This is a genomic window from Arthrobacter sp. D1-17 (assembly GCF_054130535.1).
The window spans coordinates 1,193,137-1,209,972 of the sequence record NZ_CP096382.1 but is presented as its reverse complement, the minus strand read 5'-3'; the positions used below and the strand labels follow the sequence as shown (position 1 = coordinate 1,209,972).

18 protein-coding genes are annotated in these 16,836 nt (G+C 62.7%); 1 reads left to right on the top strand and 17 read right to left on the bottom strand.

The genetic code is table 11. The features are described from left to right. Window positions 1-82: 82 nt before the first annotated feature. Genes rpsQ through rpsJ form a run of 11 tightly spaced genes read right to left on the bottom strand, consistent with a single transcriptional unit; the run spans window position 83 to window position 5,453 of the window. Window positions 83-388 (bottom strand): 30S ribosomal protein S17, encoded by a 306-nt coding sequence (gene rpsQ / locus M1E01_RS05640; protein WP_400580287.1) that lies wholly within the window; start codon window positions 386-388, stop codon window positions 83-85. Continuing rightward, window positions 385-720 (bottom strand): 50S ribosomal protein L29, encoded by a 336-nt coding sequence (rpmC, locus tag M1E01_RS05635; RefSeq protein WP_457974109.1) that lies wholly within the window; start codon window positions 718-720, stop codon window positions 385-387. Before rpmC ends, rpsQ begins: the two co-directional genes overlap by 4 nt. 2 nt (window positions 721-722) lie before the next feature. Then, window positions 723-1,139 carry a 50S ribosomal protein L16 gene (rplP, locus tag M1E01_RS05630; protein ID WP_003803795.1) on the bottom strand — a complete coding sequence of 139 codons (417 nt, stop codon included), beginning with the start codon at window positions 1,137-1,139 and terminating at the stop codon, window positions 723-725. Then, window positions 1,140-1,982 carry a 30S ribosomal protein S3 gene (gene rpsC, locus M1E01_RS05625; protein ID WP_457974108.1) on the bottom strand — a complete coding sequence of 281 codons (843 nt, stop codon included), beginning with the start codon at window positions 1,980-1,982 and terminating at the stop codon, window positions 1,140-1,142. Continuing rightward, entirely contained in the window at window positions 1,983-2,348 is a 366-nt protein-coding gene (rplV, locus tag M1E01_RS05620; RefSeq protein WP_009358304.1) for a 50S ribosomal protein L22, read from the bottom strand. 38 nt (window positions 2,349-2,386) lie between these two features. Then, entirely contained in the window at window positions 2,387-2,668 is a 282-nt protein-coding gene (gene rpsS / locus M1E01_RS05615) for a 30S ribosomal protein S19 (RefSeq protein WP_003803803.1), read from the bottom strand. Between the two features lie 12 nt (window positions 2,669-2,680). Continuing rightward, window positions 2,681-3,520: a 50S ribosomal protein L2 gene (rplB, locus tag M1E01_RS05610; protein ID WP_457974107.1), complete on the bottom strand. Its 840-nt coding sequence runs from the start codon at window positions 3,518-3,520 to the stop codon at window positions 2,681-2,683. A 29-nt stretch (window positions 3,521-3,549) separates the two neighbouring features. Continuing rightward, window positions 3,550-3,855 (bottom strand): 50S ribosomal protein L23, encoded by a 306-nt coding sequence (gene rplW / locus M1E01_RS05605; RefSeq protein ID WP_400479015.1) that lies wholly within the window; start codon window positions 3,853-3,855, stop codon window positions 3,550-3,552. Beyond that, complete coding sequence (rplD, locus tag M1E01_RS05600; protein WP_457974106.1) at window positions 3,852-4,472, bottom strand: 50S ribosomal protein L4; 621 nt, start codon at window positions 4,470-4,472, stop codon at window positions 3,852-3,854. Before rplD ends, rplW begins: the two co-directional genes overlap by 4 nt. Window positions 4,473-4,476: 4 nt before the next feature. Beyond that, window positions 4,477-5,127: a 50S ribosomal protein L3 gene (gene rplC / locus M1E01_RS05595; protein WP_354215548.1), complete on the bottom strand. Its 651-nt coding sequence runs from the start codon at window positions 5,125-5,127 to the stop codon at window positions 4,477-4,479. A 17-nt stretch (window positions 5,128-5,144) separates the two neighbouring features. Further along, window positions 5,145-5,453, bottom strand: coding sequence for a 30S ribosomal protein S10 (gene rpsJ, locus M1E01_RS05590; RefSeq protein WP_003803825.1), 309 nt, complete (start codon window positions 5,451-5,453; stop codon window positions 5,145-5,147). A 416-nt stretch (window positions 5,454-5,869) separates the two neighbouring features. Between rpsJ and M1E01_RS05585 the strand changes: the two genes are divergently transcribed. Beyond that, window positions 5,870-7,381: a GH1 family beta-glucosidase gene (locus tag M1E01_RS05585; protein ID WP_457974105.1), complete on the top strand. Its 1,512-nt coding sequence runs from the start codon at window positions 5,870-5,872 to the stop codon at window positions 7,379-7,381. Between the two features lie 34 nt (window positions 7,382-7,415). Here M1E01_RS05585 and M1E01_RS05580 read toward each other — a convergent pair whose 3' ends face one another. From M1E01_RS05580 to rpsL, 6 genes are all read right to left on the bottom strand, one after another. Beyond that, window positions 7,416-7,541: a hypothetical protein gene (locus M1E01_RS05580; RefSeq protein ID WP_457974104.1), complete on the bottom strand. Its 126-nt coding sequence runs from the start codon at window positions 7,539-7,541 to the stop codon at window positions 7,416-7,418. A 59-nt stretch (window positions 7,542-7,600) separates the two neighbouring features. After that, window positions 7,601-11,539, bottom strand: a complete 3,939-nt coding sequence (locus M1E01_RS05575) for a hypothetical protein (protein ID WP_457974103.1) — start codon at window positions 11,537-11,539, stop codon at window positions 7,601-7,603. Window positions 11,540-11,944: 405 nt separating this feature from the next. Continuing rightward, window positions 11,945-13,135 (bottom strand): elongation factor Tu, encoded by a 1,191-nt coding sequence (gene tuf / locus M1E01_RS05570; protein WP_400479021.1) that lies wholly within the window; start codon window positions 13,133-13,135, stop codon window positions 11,945-11,947. 252 nt (window positions 13,136-13,387) lie between these two features. Continuing rightward, a complete protein-coding gene (fusA, locus tag M1E01_RS05565; RefSeq protein WP_457974102.1) occupies window positions 13,388-15,502 on the bottom strand; it encodes an elongation factor G in 2,115 nt (704 codons plus the stop codon). A 69-nt stretch (window positions 15,503-15,571) separates the two neighbouring features. After that, the gene (gene rpsG, locus M1E01_RS05560; protein WP_003803829.1) at window positions 15,572-16,042 is read right to left on the bottom strand and encodes a 30S ribosomal protein S7; all 471 of its coding nucleotides are present in this window, start codon (window positions 16,040-16,042) and stop codon (window positions 15,572-15,574) included. 1 nt (window position 16,043) lies between these two features. Continuing rightward, the gene (gene rpsL / locus M1E01_RS05555; protein WP_018773658.1) at window positions 16,044-16,418 is read right to left on the bottom strand and encodes a 30S ribosomal protein S12; all 375 of its coding nucleotides are present in this window, start codon (window positions 16,416-16,418) and stop codon (window positions 16,044-16,046) included. Window positions 16,419-16,836: the final 418 nt, after the last annotated feature.

Genomic DNA, 16,836 nt, shown 5'->3' with positions numbered 1-16,836 from the left:
TCCCCGCTTAACGAGGAAGCCCCCGCTCCCAACGGGAACGGGGGTTTCCGGCGCAGCTACTGCAAACAGCCGGCTGCAGGTATTACTTGGCCTTTTCGAGGATCTCGACCAGGCGCCACCGCTTGCTGGCGGACAGCGGGCGGGTCTCGGCGATCACGACGAGGTCGCCGATGCCGGCAGTGTTCTCTTCGTCGTGGGCCTTCACCTTCGACGTGCGGCGGATGACCTTGCCGTACAGGGCGTGCTTCACGCGGTCCTCAACCTGGACAACGATGGTCTTTTCCATCTTGTCCGAGACCACGTAGCCGCGACGCGTCTTACGGTAACCGCGCTCGGCAGCTGCCGTTGCGGAACCAGTTTCCGTCACGTTCTCGTCCTTTTCACTCACTTGGCGTCCTCCTCAGTCTCAGCTTCGGCCGGCTTCTCAGCCTTCTCAGCCTTGGCTTCGGACTTCTTGGACTTCTTCTCTTCCTTGGCTTCCGCAACCGGTGCGGCAACCTCGGCACGAATGCCCAGCTCGCGCTCACGGAGAACGGTGTAGATGCGTGCGATGTCCTTCTTTACCGCGCGCAGACGACCGTGGTTCTCCAGCTGACCGGTGGCGGACTGGAAACGCAGGTTGAACAGCTCTTCCTTGGACTTGCGGAGTTCTTCAACGAGACGCTCGTTGTCGAAACCGTCCAGCTGTGCGGGTGCGAGATCCTTCGACCCTACTGCCATTTCTATTCACCACCTTCGCGACGCACAATGCGTGCCTTCAACGGCAGCTTGTGGATTGCCAGGCGCAGGGCCTCGCGAGCTACCTCTTCATTGACACCGGAGAGTTCGAAGAGAACCCGGCCCGGCTTGACGTTGGCGACCCACCACTCCGGAGAACCCTTACCGGAACCCATGCGGGTTTCGGCCGGCTTCTTGGTCAGCGGACGGTCCGGGTAGATGTTGATCCAGACCTTACCGCCACGCTTGATGTGGCGGGTCATCGCGATACGTGCAGACTCGATCTGACGGTTCGTGACGTATGCCGGGCTCAGAGCCTGGATACCGTACTCACCGAAGGAGACCTTGGTGCCGCCCGTGGCAGCGCCGGAACGACCCGGGTGGTGCTGCTTACGGTGCTTGACTCGACGTGGGATAAGCATTTAAGCCTGTCCTCCTTCTGCTGCCTGTGCCGGAGCGGCAGAAGCAGCCTCGGCTGCCGGAGCTGCAGCAGCAGGAGCTGCGTCGGCTGCCGGACGGTCGGTACGACGGCGGCGGTCACCGCGGTCGGCGCCACCCGGGCGGCCCGGACGGTCGCCGGCACGTCCGCGGGACGGGGCAGCAGCTGCCTGCTGTGCCAGTTCCTTGGAGGTGACGTCGCCCTTGTAGATCCAGACCTTCACGCCGATGCGGCCGAAGGTGGTCTTGGCTTCGTAGAAGCCGTAGTCGATGTTCGCACGGAGGGTGTGCAGGGGCACACGGCCTTCGCGGTAGAACTCCGAGCGGGACATTTCTGCGCCACCCAGACGGCCCGAGCAAGCGATACGGATACCCTTGGCACCGGCACGCTGTGCGGACTGCATGGCCTTCTTCATCGCACGGCGGAAAGCCACGCGGGAAGTCAGCTGCTCAGCAACGCCCTGGGCAACAAGCTGGGCTTCCATCTCGGGGTTCTTGACCTCGAGGATGTTCAGCTGGACCTGCTTGCCGGTGAGCTTTTCGAGCTCGCCGCGGATGCGGTCTGCTTCTGCGCCGCGGCGGCCGATGACGATGCCCGGACGTGCCGTGTGGATGTCCACGCGGACACGGTCACGGGTGCGCTCGATCTCGACCTTGGCGATGCCGGCGCGCTCCATGCCCGTGGACATGAGCTGGCGGATACGGATGTCTTCGCGAACGAAGTCCTTGTACCGCTGACCGGACTTAGTGCTGTCAGCGAACCAGTGCGATACGTGATCGGTGGTGATGCCGAGTCGGAACCCGTGCGGGTTTACTTTCTGTCCCACTTAGCGAGCCTCCTCTTTCTCAGGGGTAGCGACTACCACGGTGATGTGGCTGGTGCGCTTCTTGATCTGAAATGCGCGACCCTGAGCACGCGGCTGGAACCGCTTCATGGTCGGGCCTTCATCAACAAACGCTTCGCTGATGATGAGGTCGCCTTCGTCAAACGCCACGCCGTCGCGGTCCGCGAGGACGCGGGCGTTGGAGATTGCCGACTGAACTACCTTGAATACCGGCTCCGAAGCTGCCTGGGGGGCAAACTTCAGAATTGCCAGAGCCTCATTCGCTTGCAAACCACGAACAAGGTTGACGACGCGCCGGGCCTTCATAGGCGTTACGCGGATGTGACGCGCAATTGCCTTGGCTTCCATTGCTTTCCTTCTCTCGTCTTTGACGTAAGTGCAGGCGCCTAGCGGCGCTTGCCCTTACGGTCGTCCTTGACATGGCCGCGGAATGTCCGCGTCGGAGCGAATTCGCCGAGCTTGTGCCCGACCATCGACTCGGTGACAAACACCGGGATGTGCTTGCGTCCGTCGTGCACGGCGATCGTGTGCCCGAGCATGTCGGGGATGATCATCGAACGGCGGGACCAGGTCTTGATGACGTTCTTGGTGCCCTTTTCGTTTTCCCTTGCTACCTTCACAAAGAGGTGCTGGTCAACGAAAGGACCTTTTTTCAGGCTGCGTGGCATGTGTCCAGGCTCCTATCGCTTGTTCTTGCCAGTACGACGGCGACGAACAATAAGCTTGTCGCTCTCTTTGTTGGGACGGCGGGTACGGCCTTCAGGCTTACCGTTCGGGTTGACCGGGTGACGACCACCGGAAGTCTTACCTTCACCGCCACCGTGCGGGTGATCGACCGGGTTCATGGCGACACCACGGACGGTCGGGCGAACGCCCTTCCACCGCTTACGGCCAGCCTTACCCCAGTTGATGTTCGACTGCTCGGCGTTGCCGACCTCGCCGACCGTTGCGCGGCAGCGCACGTCGACGTTGCGGATTTCGCCGGAGGGCAGGCGCAGCTGGGCGAAGCGGCCTTCCCGGGCGACAAGCTGAACAGAAGCACCGGCGGAACGGGCCATCTTGGCGCCGCCACCCGGGCGCAGTTCAACTGCGTGGATGACGGTACCGACGGGGATGTTGCGCAGGGGCAGGTTGTTGCCGGGCTTAATGTCAGCGTCGGCGCCGGCCTCGACGAAGTCGCCCTGGGCGAGCTTGTTCGGGGCGATGATGTAACGCTTGGTGCCATCAACGTAGTGCAGGAGGGCGATGCGAGCCGTACGGTTCGGATCGTACTCGATTTCGGCAACGCGGGCGTTGACGCCGTCCTTGTCGTGGCGGCGGAAGTCGATCAGACGGTACTGACGCTTGTGTCCACCACCCTTGTGACGGGTCGTGATCTTACCGGTGTTGTTACGGCCGCCCTTTTTGGGCAGCGGACGTACCAACGACTTTTCCGGCGTCGAACGCGTGATTTCGGTGAAGTCCGCTACGCTCGAGCCACGACGGCCCGGGGTAGTCGGCTTGTATTTACGGATTCCCATAATTCATTTCCTCGTTAAAGTGGTCTCCGCTACGCGAGCGGACCGCCGAAGATGTCGATAGTGCCTTCTTTGAGGGTGACAATCGCACGCTTGGTGTTCTTGCGGGTTCCCCATCCGAATTTGGTGCGCTTGCGCTTACCGGCACGGTTGATGGTGTTGATCGATTCGACCTTGACGGAGAAAATCTTCTCCACGGCCAGCTTGATCTCGGTCTTGTTCGAGCGGGGGTCCACCAGGAAGGTGTACTTGCCCTCGTCGATCAGGCCGTAGCTCTTTTCCGACACGACGGGTGCAATGACGACGTCGCGGGGGTCTTTGATGGTGGCTGCGCTCACTTGGCATCCTCCTCGTTCTTTGCAGCCTTGTCAGCAACGAATGCTTCGTAGGCAGCCTTGGTGAAGACTACGTCGTCAGAAACGAGAACGTCGTAGGTGTTCAGCTGATCTACATACAGAACGTGAACTTCCTCGATGTTGCGCACGGACAGTGCAGCAACATCGTTGGCGCGCTCAATGACAACGAGCAGGTTTTTGCGCTCGGAAACGCCGCGCAGCGTTGCCAGTGCTTCCTTGGTGGACGGCGTGGAGCCGGCAACCAGATCAGCAACGACGTGGATGCGTCCGTTACGGGCGCGGTCAGACAGTGCTCCGCGCAGTGCAGCAGCAATCATCTTCTTGGGGGTGCGCTGGCTGTAGTCACGCGGGGTCGGACCGTGGACAATGCCACCGCCGGTCATGTGAGGAGCACGGATCGAACCCTGACGGGCGCGGCCGGTACCCTTCTGCTTGAACGGCTTGCGGCCTGCACCGGAAACTTCGGCGCGTGTCTTGGTCTTGTGGGTACCCTGGCGAGCAGCAGCGAGCTGTGCAACGACGACCTGGTGCAGCAGCGGCACGTTGGTCTGAACGTCGAAGATCTCTGCAGGCAGGTCAACCTGGACAGTGTTAGCCATTGAACTAGGCTCCCTTCACGGCGGTGCGTACGAGTACGACCTGGCCGCGGGCACCGGGAACGGCGCCCTTGATCAGGAGCAGCGACTTCTCGACGTCAACCGCGTGAACGGTGAGGTTCAGCGTGGTGTGACGAACGGCGCCCATGCGGCCGGCCATTTTCATGCCCTTGAAGACGCGGCTCGGGGTGGATGCGCCACCGATAGAACCGGGCTTACGGTGGTTCTTGTGGGCACCGTGGGAAGCTCCAACGCCGTGGAAGCCGTGACGCTTCATAACACCGGCGAAGCCCTTACCCTTGGTGGTGCCGATAACGTCGATCTTCTGGCCGGCTTCGAAGACCTCAACAGAGAGCTCCTGGCCCAGCTCGTACTCTGCAGCATCTGCGGTACGAAGTTCGACGACGTGGCGGCGAGGCGTGACGCCTGCCTTCTCAAAGTGACCAGCCAGCGGCTTGGTGACCTTGCGGGGATCGATCTGGCCGTAGCCGATCTGAACGGCGACGTAGCCATCAGTGTCTGCATTGCGCAGCTGGGTGATGACGTTCGAGTCAGCCTGGACGACAGTGACGGGGATGAGCTTGTTGTTCTCGTCCCAGACCTGGGTCATGCCGAGCTTCGTGCCCAGCAGGCCCTTTACGTTACGGGTTGCGGTCATAGTTTCTCAGCACCTCCCTACAGCTTGATTTCGATGTTCACGTCGGCCGGCAGATCGAGACGCATGAGCGAGTCAACAGCCTTGGGCGTGGGGTCAATGATGTCGATAAGACGCTTGTGCGTGCGCATTTCGAAGTGCTCGCGGCTGTCCTTGTACTTGTGGGGAGAGCGGATTACGCAGTAAACGTTCTTCTCCGTCGGCAGCGGCACGGGGCCGACTACCGTTGCGCCTGCGCGCGTGACCGTCTCAACGATCTTCCGTGCTGAAACGTCAATGACCTCGTGGTCGTATGACTTCAGCCGGATGCGGATTTTTTGTCCCGCCATGTCGCCTGACTCTCTTTCAGTCTGTGCTTCCCCTGATTAGGGCTGCCCTGTTTACTTACTCGTTGTGTGGCTGCCGAAGCATTTGAAGTCTGAACTACCACCCGCCGCACAAGCTGAATCCGGATTAATCCGGGTTCCTCAACCTGCCGGCGTAACCGACCCCCGCGGTCGGGCGTGTCGCACTTTTTATAACATGCAAGCCCGCAGTTCCATGGGGAGTGGGTTATGTTTGGGCTTCGACCTGGACCCTGGCACCCGGCATTATCCGGATCGGGACGCGAAGAAGCGCTTGAACAACTCATCTAGTATGCCGGAATTTGTCCGCGGATGCGAATCCGGCCCCTTGCGTGGTCCCTGACGCGCGTGCAGCCGTGCCCGCCAAACCCATTACCCTCATTGCTCCAGCTCATTACCGAATGGATGATAGATCCATGGCCGGGCAGAACGCTCACCCCGTAGGTGGCTCTTCTCAGCACGATGCTGCGCACGAGGCTGACCACGAGTCTGTGTTGGACACTGTGAAGGACCTTGCCGGACGGCTCCGGCCGGGCTTCACCCTGGGTGTTGCGGCGGCTGCGTTCCAGATCGAAGGCTCCCTGACCGCTGGCGGCCGCGGACCATCTGGCTGGGACGCGTTCGCCCAGAAGCCAGGGAGTATCGTGAACGGCCACTCCCCCGCAGTTGCCTGTGACCACTTCAACCGGTCCTCGGAAGACGTCGCTCTGATGCAGGAGCTCGGCGTCGATTCCTACCGCTTTTCGCTCTCCTGGCCGCGGATCCAGCCCGACGGCCGCGGTGCCATTAACACCCAGGGCCTGGACTTCTATGACAGGCTGATCGACCAATTGCTGGCCGCTGGGATCTCCCCTATGGCGACCCTCTACCACTGGGACACCCCGCTCCCCCTTGAGTACAGCGGAGGCTGGATGAACCGGGTCACAGCCCAGCATTTCGCGGAGTACGCGGCAGCAGTCGGCAAACGGCTGGGCGACCGCGTGGCGCAGTGGGTCACCCTCAACGAGCCGGTCTCCGTGACCCTGAACGGCTATGCCCTCGGCGTGCACGCGCCCGGGCGGGACCTGCTGTTCAAAGCCCTTCCGTCGGTGCACCACCAGCTGCTGGCACATGGACTTGCCGTTCAGGCACTGCGCGCGGTGGGAGTAACCGGCGGGGTCGGTGTCACCAACCTGCATTCACCTGTGCGTCCGGCCTCAAGGGCACTCGTGGACCGGCTGCTGGCCAAGGTGTTCGATCTGGTGCTCAACCGCATCTACGCCGACCCCATTCTCCTCGGCCGTTATCCCAGGCCACCCGCCGCTGCCCGGCCATGGTTCAAATACCTCGCCAAGGCGTCCGACGACGACCTCCGCCTCATCAGCCAACCGCTGGACTTCTACGGGGTGAACTACTATTACCCGGTCAGGGTGGCAGCCGGCCAGGGCCCCGCCACCAGCCCTGCCGGCACCGCCGAGGCCCTGACCAGGGTACCGTTCCACCTGGCTGCCTTCCCGGAGTATGGCACCACGGGCTTCGGCTGGCCCGTTGCGCCCGAGCACCTGGGGATCCTGCTCCGTGAGCTCAAGGACAGGTACGGGCCTGCGCTTCCGCCGCTCTACATCACGGAGAACGGCGCCAGCTTCCCGGAACCGGAACACGTCTCTGGCCCGCTGGCAGATGCCGGGCGCATCGACTACCTCGCGCACCACCTGCACCAGGCGATGGTGTCCACCTCGCCCGGCGGGATCGCGCACGATGTGGAGCTGCTGGGTTACTACGTCTGGACGCTGATGGACAACTTTGAATGGGCGGCCGGATATTCGCAGCGTTTCGGATTGGTCCACGTCGACTTTGACACGCTTAAGCGCACGCCGAAGAAGTCCTATTACTGGTTGCAGGCCTTGAGCCGCGCGCGCAAGGCAGGGGCCTAAAAGGCCCGGCACGCGGCGGTTCAGCTTCCTTGGACTATTTCCTCTTGTTGGACCGGTTAATGCGCTTTGCGCGGTCAATCTCGCGGCGGAAGTACTTCCTGGCCCGGACAAGACCGAACACAACGGCAGCGGCCACAACCAGGAAAATCAGAAATTCCATGACGCGCCTCCTCTCTTTTCAGCAACGATAGCAGGGGCCCAGGGCTCTCCATGGTGTCCTTATTCTGGTCCCGCCGGCTTGCTGCGGCTGAGTTTCCACAGCGCCAGCGCGATCAGTGCGCCCGCGATTATGGCGAGCAGCATGTACGTGTAGTGGCGCACCGCCCACAGGATGCACAGTGCCACACCGGCTGCTCCCCACCAGACAAACATCCGCTCGCTGAATGTCAGTCCAGCCACCAGCAGCATCGCGAAAAGCGCCAGTACCCAGAGCTGCTGGTTGCCGTCACCGCTGAAGATCACCAGCAGGCCACTCACCGAGAGCAGTCCGGCAGCAATACCGAGGTATAACTTGCCGGCGTCGCGCTGGCCTACGCCGTATCTAAGTACGCCGAGCATCGCGGCGAGGACCACGTACCATTGCACAGTCCAGAAAGGATCGGGCCCCGTGGCGTAGTACCAGGGGCCATCCGGGATGATTCCCGGAAGGCCAGGCTCCGGCTCTGCCCGATATAACGCTGCCCGCTGGACGGCAGCGGTAACGGCCAGCGCACCAACTTCCGCTGCCCGCCGGCGCGCCGCGGTCGGAACTTCCAGCCAGACCACTACGGCGGCAACGGCTACCAGCGCTGCTCCTGCCCACGATGTTGTGCTGTGGAGCAGCCCCCCAAACCCGGTGACCGCCAGGCCCAGCACCGCAGCCCCGACCAGGGAGCGGTAGCGGTCGTCTCCGCCGCCCACAGCCGGCCAAAGGATGCCCCCGCGGATCCTTGCTGCCGCGTACATCGCTGCGGCCGCAATTCCGCCGCCCGCCAACCACGGAAGGTATGAGCCCCAAGGCCCCTCTGCGTCCCCGACGACGCCCTCCGCCGTCCTGACGGCACCGGCCAGGGCAGCCAGGGCAGCCGGCCGGTAGAACCAGGGCCTCTGTTCCACATGTGAGGCTGCGAAGCATGCCCCCGAAAGGGCGAGCACGGCGGCACCAATGATCCAGTCCGAGGACGACGGGGCCAGACCGGCTGATGCAGTTCCGAAGGAACCCGCCGCTGCCAGCCACAGCCAGTGGTCCGCGCCGCCGGTGTTTCTGCGCCGGAACACTATTCCGGTGGCGGTGGCCACCAGGGACATTCCAAGAAGTGCCAGGGCCACTCCTGCATGGGTCAGAACCGGCGCGGCGAGGAATGTTGACGGGGAAGACTCCGGAAAGGACGTTAGCGGCCCCAGAGCTACAGCTCCGAACAGCGCCGCGTAGACGGCCAGATAGGCAGCGCCCAGCGCTGCGAACAGGCGGCTGGCCGCAACGGCGGAGAGCAGCAACAGAAGCAGAGACAGCAGCAGCACCCAGCGGCCGCCGTCGTCCGCCCGGAGTTCCGCTCGAAAAGGCTGGGCCAGGTACACGAGCGGAAGAACCGCCTGGCCCGCGAGCGTGATCCAGACGGCCGCCTGTTGGAAGGGCACTTCCAGCAGGCGGTGCCGCATGAGCCAGCGAATGATGTGTTGCACGGCGAAAACGACCGCGAAAGTGACTGTGACAGCCGTGGGCGAGGCTGCAACGTCATAGCTCAGCACAAGGGCCAGCACAGCCGTGAGTACCCGGGCAGCTGCAAAATAGGAGCCCCTCAGAATGCGGGATCCCACAGCCGCCACCATCGCTGCGCTGAAGACCGCGAAGATGGCCAGGGAGATCTCGACGTGCCGAAGTGTCTCACCGCGCAGCATCACCAGCACTACCAGGGCAGCCGGAGCAAAGGCGGCGGCCAGGTGCTGCCGGCGCAGCAGATATCCTGTCCCGGCAGCACCGCCCGCCAGGAGCACCGTCGTCAGCGTGGACTGCCAGGAAGCCGGCGGGGAATCGAATGCCCTGGCCGATACCTCTGTGATGGCCATCGGCACCGCCTGCAAGGCCAGGAGTACGCCCGCATCCACTGCATCGGGTCCCCCCTCCCTTCCCCGGAACGCCATCCACAGGGGAAAGGCGAGTTGAAGGGACAGCGCGGCAGCGAAGACCGTAGACGGGCTGATCATCTCACCGCCCACCAGCACGGGGCCGGCGTCGCGCTGCACCTGGTGGAACACAGTAAGTGCAAGCACTGTGCCTGCGGCCCGGCAGAGCCACCAATAGCAGCGCTGCCGCATTGGCACGGCCGGCAGGGCTGGCCCGGTGATTCCCCACACCGGCGTCCCGGGAACAGGCACCCGCTTGGAGCGGACCGCCGACGCAGCAAGGTACCCGGTGACGAACATCAGGAGCGTGTTTCCCACCGGAAGCGAAAGGGCGTCAAAGGCCAGGGGCAGGGCGGCGAGTGAGACTCCGAGCGGTACAGCCTCGCCAACCGTGGGGCGCCATTGCCCGTTATTTCCATCGACGGGAAACAATATGAGCCCGACGACCAGCGCTGCCACGAACTGAACGCCGATTGCCACTGCCCCATAGTGTTCCGCGGGCGGAAGGAACGCAGCCTGAGGCGTGGCGCGAATGTGGTCGACCAGCGTCAGGATGGTCATCGCCCCTACACCGGAGGCGGCAAACAGGGCAAGGCTCAATTGTGGCGCCAGCGCTCGTTTCTGCCAGCGGATCTGGACAGCGGTGACCAACTGCTGGACTACGAGGGCAAGGCACAGAACCAGGACTGCTGCCGAGAAGCGGGAGTCATCATCCGCGACAGCTGCCGCCGTCATGGTGGGCGCTGCCACTGTAAGCGCAAGGCGGCCCGCGAGGACGAAATGGAGCCGCAACGGCTCAGTGGCGGGCATGGACCGTGCCAGCCAGAAGACCGCTCCGGCGACGAGCAGTCCGGTCAGCATCCAGGCACCCAGCGCATCCGCCAGCAGGATGCCCAGGCATAGGGCGGCAACAGGAGCCCACTCCGCGGCCGCCCTATGCCGGACTGCGAGCACCATGCCTGTCAGCAGTGCGAGCACGGCGAGGCCTCCCGGGGGAACGTTCAGCTCAGCCCCAGATGATTCCGGCAAGACTTCCAGCTGGTGCCCCATTGCAAAGCCGGCGGTCATCAGCAGCTGCAGCGCGAAGGTGAGCGCCACATCGAGCCGCCACCGGCTGTGGCGCAGGACGCTGGCGAACACAGCCGGGAGCCGTCCGGGTCCCGGGAACGTCAGGAGAACCTGGAATGCCAGCAGTACGGCGGCAACGGCCAGGCCGGCGCTCCCCCGGCCGGTCTGGTTCCAGACAGCCACTGCGGCAGCAACTGTCAGGCTGGCCCGGGCTGCCAGGAACTGTCCGCTTCTGAACCGGACCCCTGGTGCCACAGACGATGCCGCAAAGTAGAACCCGGAGATGGCCATGATCAGTGCATAGTCCGCGCGCTCCAGCACTTGCGGGACCACCGTGGCGGCCATGGCTACCGCCGGAACCATAAAGGGATGCAGCCTCGCGAGGGGCCTGAGGTACAGCGGCGGCAGCCAACGCGGCTTCACTACGGCCAGAAGGGTGAAGAGCGCCGCCACCCCGATGACGGCCGTGAAGTACCACATGAGCGCCCCGCCCAGAACGGAGACGCCCGACCATGCAGTGGAGGCGACGAACGTCAGCGACAGGTATACGAGGACCCTGCTGTCCAGCCGGACTGCCGCGAGGACGTAGGCCGCGGTACCCGCAAGCGATGTCAGCAGCCACGCGAGCGGAGCGTGGTGAAGTACAAGGGTATGCAAGGCCAAGCCTGTAACAGGGACCAGGGCCAGGCCCGTTCCGGAGAATGCAACGGCTGCGGGCTTCAGCCGCGGGGCACGTGCATGCAGCAAAAGGCCTGCCGTGTAAAACAGCGCGGTGACGGCGCAGACGCCCGCAAACCGCAGGGGCACCGGAAGGCCCGCGCCAATGAACAAAGCACCGGCCGCGACCAGGAGCAGGCTGGCGACGTAGAGCGTGACATTGATGTTTTGCTGCTCGCGCCGCTCCCGCGCCTTCTCCCGCTCGGCGTGCAACTGGGCGGTCGTCTTCACCGGGACGGACGACTGCGCCGCCGCGGCCGGCGCCCACATGGGAGGAAACGCCGGGCTCCGGTGCGCAGGTTCCGCCTTGGACGCTGCCGGTAATGGCGGTGGCGGCGCAGGCCGCGCAGTCACCGGCTCAGCAGGCTCCGCCGCTGGGCGTGGAGGGACTGCCGGCGCCGGCGCCGGGGCTCCAGCGGTCGCGGCGGCTGCAGCCAAGGCATCTTGCCACCCCTGGTAATGCCCTGCCCGGTAGCCATCCTTGTATGCCTCGCCTATGGAGCTCCACATTTTGCAGCCTTCCGTCCGTCGCCAGGCACAGCAAGCAGTGGCGGGGGTTAATCCAACGAATGGATGAATAGTAGCAAAAAACAGCCCCGCTGCAATAGCAGCGGGGCTGTCTCTAGGTTCATCGAGCCGTTAGCTGGCCGTCAGATCTATAAACCAGTCAAGTAGTTACTTGATGATGTTGGTGACACGTCCCGAACCAACGGTGCGGCCGCCTTCACGGATAGCGAAGCCGAGGCCCTCTTCCATAGCGATCGGCTGGATGAGCGCAACGGTCATCTCAGTGTTGTCGCCAGGCATAACCATTTCGGTGCCTTCCGGCAGCGTGATAACGCCGGTCACGTCCGTGGTACGGAAGTAGAACTGCGGGCGGTAGTTCGAGTAGAACGGGTTGTGACGTCCGCCTTCGTCCTTGGAGAGGATGTAGACGTTAGCCTCGAAGTCGGTGTGCGGGGTGATGGAACCCGGCTTGACGACAACCTGGCCACGCTCTACGTCATCGCGCTTCAGACCGCGGAGCAGGAGGCCACAGTTCTCGCCGGCCCATGCTTCGTCGAGCTGCTTGTGGAACATCTCGATACCGGTGACCGTGGTCTTCTGGACCGGGCGGATACCGACGATCTCGACCTCGGAGTTGATCGCGAGGGTACCGCGCTCGGCGCGGCCCGTAACAACGGTGCCACGGCCGGTGATGGTGAAGACGTCTTCGATCGGCATCAGGAACGGCTTGTCGCGGTCACGTACGGGGTCCGGAACGGACTCGTCGACAGCAGCCATCAGGTCCTCAACGGACTTGACCCACTCGGGGTCGCCTTCCAGGGCCTTCAGGCCGGAAACGCGGACAACCGGAGCTTCGTCGCCGTCGAAGCCCTGCGAGCTCAGGAGCTCACGAACTTCCATTTCGACGAGGTCGAGGAGCTCCTCGTCGTCAACCATGTCTGCCTTGTTCAGCGCGACCAGCAGGTAGGGAACGCCAACCTGGCGGGCAAGCAGAACGTGCTCGCGGGTCTGGGCCATCGGACCGTCAGTGGCGGCAACCACGAGGATTGCACCGTCCATCTGAGCAGCGCCGGTGATCATGTTCTTGATGTAGTCAGCGTGACCCGGAGCGTCTACGTGTGCGTAGTGACGCTTTTCGGTCTGGTACTCAACGTGGGAGATGTTGATGGTAATGCCGCGCTGACGCTCTTCGGGAGCAGAGTCAATCGACGCGAAGTCACGCTTCTCGTTGAGAGTCGGGTACTTGTCGTACAGCACCTTGGAAATGGCGGCCGTCAACGTCGTCTTACCGTGGTCAACGTGACCAATGGTACCGATGTTAACGTGCGGCTTAGTCCGCTCGAACTTTGCCTTTGCCACAGGTTCCTCCTAGAACGTTTTTCAAATGACTTACCCTTCGACCGCGCTTGTCGCGGCAGAAACTCCAGTAAGTCTACTTGGGGGGCTTTGGATTGGTGAAATTGCAGATTCAGGAACTAATACTAGTCCAGTCCCTAGAGCCTGTTCGCGCAGACGGCCGGATCCGGTCTGGACCGGTGGCCGGCCGCCTGCGCCAGGCGGGCTTCCGTTACCGGAAACGCACCCGAGTTTGTCGCTGGAAGAGTCGGAAGACTATTCGCCGCGGGTCTTCTGGATGATCTCGTCGGCAACTGCCTTCGGGACCTCGGCGTAACTGTTGAACGTCATGGAGTACACAGCGCGGCCCTGGGTCTTCGAACGCAGGTCACCGATGTAGCCGAACATGCCGGACAGCGGGACGTGCGCGCGGACAACCTTGACGCCCTGGGCATCCTCCATGGACTGCATCTGGCCACGGCGGGAGTTGAGGTCACCGATAACTTCACCCATGTATTCCTCAGGGGTGCGGACCTCGACATCCATCAGCGGTTCGAGCAGAACAGGGTTCGCCTTGCGTGCGGCTTCCTTGAAAGCCATACGGCCGGCGATCTTGAACGCCATTTCCGAGGAGTCAACATCGTGGTAAGCGCCATCAATCAGCGTTGCCTTGATGCCGACGACCGGGTAACCGGCCAAGACGCCGTCGTTCAGCGCGTCCTGGATACCGGCATCGACCGACGGGATGTACTCGCGCGGAACGCGGCCACCGGTGACCTTGTTCTCGAACTCGTACAGCTCGCCTTCAGCGGTGTCCAGCGGCTCGATCGCAATCTGGATCTTTGCGAACTGGCCGGAACCACCGGTCTGCTTCTTGTGCGTGTAGTCGTGACGCTCTACAGCACGCTTGATGGTTTCGCGGTAAGCAACCTGCGGCTTGCCAACGTTCGCCTCAACCTTGAACTCGCGGCGCATGCGGTCCACCAGGATGTCCAGGTGGAGCTCGCCCATGCCGGCGATGATGGTCTGGCCGGTGTCTTCGTTGAGGGAGACCTGGAAGGTCGGGTCCTCAGCGGAGAGCTTCTGGATGGCCGTGGAGAGCTTCTCCTGGTCACCCTTAGTGTTGGGCTCGATGGCAACCGAGATCACGGGCTCCGGGAAGCTCATGGACTCGAGGACGATCTGGTTGCTGGCATCGCACAGGGTGTCGCCCGTGGTGGTGTCCTTCAGACCGATGGCTGCGTAGATGTGGCCGGCGGTAGCGCCCTCAACGGGCATTTCCTTGTTGGCGTGCATCTGGAACAGCTTGCCGATGCGCTCCTTCTTGCCCTTGGTGGAGTTGACCACCTGTGCGCCTGCTTCCACGTGACCGGAGTACACGCGAATGAAGGTCAGCTGACCGAAGAACGGGTGAGCAGCAATCTTGAACGCCAGAGCTGAGAACGGCTCTTCCGAGGAAGGCTTGCGGGTCAGCTCCTTCTCTTCGTCGCGCGGATCGTGACCGATCATCGGCGGGACGTCGAGCGGGTTCGGCAGGTAGTCCACGACGGCGTCGAGCATCGGCTGGACGCCGCGGTTCTTGAATGCAGAACCACAGAAGACCGGGTAGATCTCGGAGTTGATCGTCATCTTGCGGATGCCGGCCTTGAGCTCGTCGATGCTGATTTCTTCACCTTCGAGGTACTTGTCCATGAGTTCCTCGGAGGACTCAGCAACAGCCTCAACGAGGTTGGCCCGGTATTCCTCGGCCTTGGCCTGGAGGTCTGCCGGGATTTCGCGGATCTCGTACTTGGCGCCCATGGTGACATCACCCTTGGCATCGCCGGGCCACACCAGTGCGCGCATGTAGAGCAGGTCCACGACGCCGATGAAGTCGTTCTCGGCACCGATCGGCAGCTGCATAACCAGCGGCTTGGCACCGAGGCGGCTGATGATGGTGTCAACGGTGAAGTAGAAGTCAGCACCGAGCTTGTCCATCTTGTTGACGAAGCAGATGCGCGGAACGTTGTACTTGTCAGCCTGGCGCCAAACGGTCTCGGACTGCGGCTCAACGCCTTCCTTGCCGTCGAAGACGGCAACTGCACCGTCGAGGACGCGCAGGGAGCGCTCAACCTCAACCGTGAAGTCCACGTGGCCCGGGGTGTCGATGATGTTGATCTGGTTGTTTTCCCAGAAGCAGGTCACGGCGGCAGACGTGATGGTGATGCCGCGTTCCTTTTCCTGTTCCATCCAGTCAGTGGTCGACGCGCCGTCGTGCGTTTCGCCGATCTTGTGGTTCACACCTGTGTAGAACAGAATGCGCTCGGTGGTGGTGGTCTTGCCGGCATCGATGTGGGCCATGATGCCGATGTTGCGGACCTTACTAAGGTCTGTAAGCACGTCCTGTGCCACGGTGTCTCCCTTTCGGATGGACTACGCGTTCGCCGCCGGCTCATCTGAGCCGGCGGCGTACGGGAAGTTTTACCAGCGGTAGTGGGCGAAGGCCTTGTTGGACTCGGCCATCTTGTGGGTGTCTTCGCGACGCTTCACAGCGGCACCGAGACCGTTGGAGGCATCCAGGATTTCGTTCTGGAGGCGCTCGGTCATCGTCTTTTCACGGCGGGCCTTGGAGTAGCCGACCAGCCAACGCAGGGCGAGGGCGGTGGAGCGGCCCGGCTTGACCTCAACCGGAACCTGGTAGGTTGCGCCACCGACACGGCGGGAGCGGACCTCGAGGGAAGGCTTGACGTTGTCCATGGCCTTCTTGAGGGCTGCAACGGGGTCGCCGCCCGACTTCGCGCGTGCACCTTCGAGGGCACCGTAGACGATGCGCTCAGCGGTGGACTTCTTGCCGTCAACCAGCACCTTGTTGATCAGCTGAGTGACCAGCGGGGAGCCGTAAACGGGATCTGATACGAGCGGCCGCTTGGGGGCCGGACCCTTGCGAGGCATATTACTTCTTCTCCATCTTTGCGCCGTAGCGGCTGCGGGCCTGCTTACGGTTCTTGACACCCTGGGTATCGAGGGCGCCACGGACGATCTTGTAGCGGACACCGGGGAGGTCCTTCACACGACCACCACGAACGAGCACAATCGAGTGCTCCTGGAGGTTGTGGCCTACACCGGGGATGTAGGCGGTAACTTCAATGCCACCGTTGAGGCGCACACGTGCAACCTTACGCAGAGCCGAGTTCGGCTTCTTCGGGGTCGTGGTGTAGACGCGGGTGCAAACACCGCGGCGCATCGGGCTGCCGTTAAGCGCGGGAGCCTTGGTCTTTTTGACCTTCGGCGTGCGGCCCTTGCGGACCAGCTGGTTAATCGTAGGCACTTTCGTGTTCTCCGTTTTATCCGGAACGGCCTCTGACAGCCGCTCTCCTGTTTCTTTGCCCCGCCGCCCGAGCTTTGAAGAAGTCTCCAGAGCAGCTGAGGCGAAGCCTTAATAGTCGGATCGCACTCGTAGAGGATAATGTGGCTCTTCGCCTCAAATATCCCTAGGCATGCGAAAATGTGGCATACGTTGCACAAGAACCCTGCAAACCGGAAACGTCGCCCTGGTTCCACCTTTCGGCTGATACAGCCGTCTAGCAAATACCGGGCGCACTCATCCACTGCCACAATAACAATTGGTCTCAAGTCTAGCATGGACGGCTCCCAGCCCTTAATCGGCGCAGAAGCACCGCCTTGAGCAGTAGCACTGCCTTAAACGGGGATGGTCCCGCACCTTTCGGTGCGGGACCATCCCTTGT

Excerpts from the sequence above, each read along its gene's own strand:
- rpmC (WP_457974109.1), bottom strand. The coding sequence starts at position 720 with ATGGCAGTAGGGTCGAAGGATCTCGCACCCGCACAGCTGGACGGTTTC.
- rplP (WP_003803795.1), bottom strand. The coding sequence starts at position 1,139 with ATGCTTATCCCACGTCGAGTCAAGCACCGTAAGCAGCACCACCCGGGT.
- rplV (WP_009358304.1), bottom strand. The coding sequence starts at position 2,348 with ATGGAAGCCAAGGCAATTGCGCGTCACATCCGCGTAACGCCTATGAAG.
- rpsS (WP_003803803.1), bottom strand. The coding sequence starts at position 2,668 with ATGCCACGCAGCCTGAAAAAAGGTCCTTTCGTTGACCAGCACCTCTTT.
- rplB (WP_457974107.1), bottom strand. The coding sequence starts at position 3,520 with ATGGGAATCCGTAAATACAAGCCGACTACCCCGGGCCGTCGTGGCTCG.
- rplD (WP_457974106.1), bottom strand. The coding sequence starts at position 4,472 with ATGGCTAACACTGTCCAGGTTGACCTGCCTGCAGAGATCTTCGACGTT.
- rplC (WP_354215548.1), bottom strand. The coding sequence starts at position 5,127 with ATGACCGCAACCCGTAACGTAAAGGGCCTGCTGGGCACGAAGCTCGGC.
- rpsJ (WP_003803825.1), bottom strand. The coding sequence starts at position 5,453 with ATGGCGGGACAAAAAATCCGCATCCGGCTGAAGTCATACGACCACGAG.
- M1E01_RS05585 (WP_457974105.1), top strand. The coding sequence starts at position 5,870 with ATGGATGATAGATCCATGGCCGGGCAGAACGCTCACCCCGTAGGTGGC.
- M1E01_RS05580 (WP_457974104.1), bottom strand. The coding sequence starts at position 7,541 with ATGGAATTTCTGATTTTCCTGGTTGTGGCCGCTGCCGTTGTGTTCGGT.
- M1E01_RS05575 (WP_457974103.1), bottom strand. The coding sequence starts at position 11,539 with ATGTGGGCGCCGGCCGCGGCGGCGCAGTCGTCCGTCCCGGTGAAGACG.
- rpsG (WP_003803829.1), bottom strand. The coding sequence starts at position 16,042 with ATGCCTCGCAAGGGTCCGGCCCCCAAGCGGCCGCTCGTATCAGATCCC.